2 protein-coding genes are annotated in these 1168 nt (G+C 38.7%); both read left to right on the forward strand.

The features are described 5' to 3' along the window. The first annotated feature begins 162 nt into the window (after positions 1-162). The gene (gp17, locus tag BM098_RS13280) at positions 163-546 is read left to right on the forward strand and encodes a tail completion protein gp17 (RefSeq protein WP_089834133.1); all 384 of its coding nucleotides are present in this window, start codon (positions 163-165) and stop codon (positions 544-546) included. Between the two features lie 11 nt (positions 547-557). Continuing rightward, positions 558-1168 (forward strand): major tail protein (locus tag BM098_RS13285; RefSeq protein ID WP_089834135.1); only part of this gene is annotated, 611 nt, incomplete at its 3' end.

Genomic DNA, 1168 nt, shown 5'->3' on the forward strand with positions numbered 1-1168 from the left:
TTGGAAGGGTCCTAATGGCCGTTATCGTATCATCCATCTAAACGAGTGGGGAACAATTAATAATCCTAATCCGGCAGGTAAAGGGGCTATTGCAAAGGCATTAAAAAATAGTGAGAAGGCATATCGTGATGCTGTGCGCAAAGTATTGAAAGGTGGTTTGTGATGGATATATTAGACATGATTTATAATGCCTTAATTGCAGATGACTATATAAATACTCAAGCATCAGGTCGCATCAAGTTTTATCAGTATCCAGAAACAGGCGATATGACAGGTCCATATATTGTTATAGATCCGATTGATTCACCTACACCAGCCAATTTTGCGGATGACACCTGGATAAAGATAGATTACTTCTTACAAATTGATGTGTGGAGTAACGATAGAAAATTATCAGAGCAATTAGCTGATAAGGTTAGAGATGTGATGTGGCACCAATTCGGTTTTAAACAAACATCAGGGCCAAAGGAATATGACAACGGTGTGTTTCGTGATGCTAGAAGGTATCGTGGTTCTTTATATCGAGAAGATTTTATTAATTTATAGGAGTGATAAGAATGTCAGAAGAAAAGAATTATAAAGCCTCAACGGGCGTAGATGAATTTTATTATGGAATCATTGGTGATGGTGTAACAGCTACACAACTAGAACGAGTGAAGTTTCTACAAACTGTTACAGTTAATATGCCGCAAGAGATTGTACGTGCTTACGGTGATAATAAAACGGCAGAATTAGCTGTATCGAGCGGTAATATTAGTGTGACATCAAGTTTTCATAAAATCCCTATTCAAGATAAAGAAAAATTATTAGGGTGGGAGAATGTCGAAGGTATTACCGCGACGGGTAGCACGGATAATCCACCATACGTGGCTGTTATATTCGCTAAGACATATGAAGATGGTTCAAAAGAATATGTTGGCTTACCGAAAGGTATGTTTACACGTCCGTCTGTCACAGGAAATACAAAAGGCGAGAGTACACAATTTTCTAACGAAGAAATGGCTGCAGAGTTTATGGATCGTGAATTAGACGGTTTTTCAAGAGAGCACTCTGTTGCATTTGCTGAGGATCCGGCAGGTGTAAATACCCAACGTGATTTATTGTTCCAAAAAATCTTTGGACTACCACATCCATCAACAACCACTACGACTACGACAACAGGGGTTTA

The organism is Halolactibacillus halophilus (assembly GCF_900115605.1).
Taxonomy (GTDB): domain Bacteria; phylum Bacillota; class Bacilli; order Bacillales; family Amphibacillaceae; genus Halolactibacillus; species Halolactibacillus halophilus.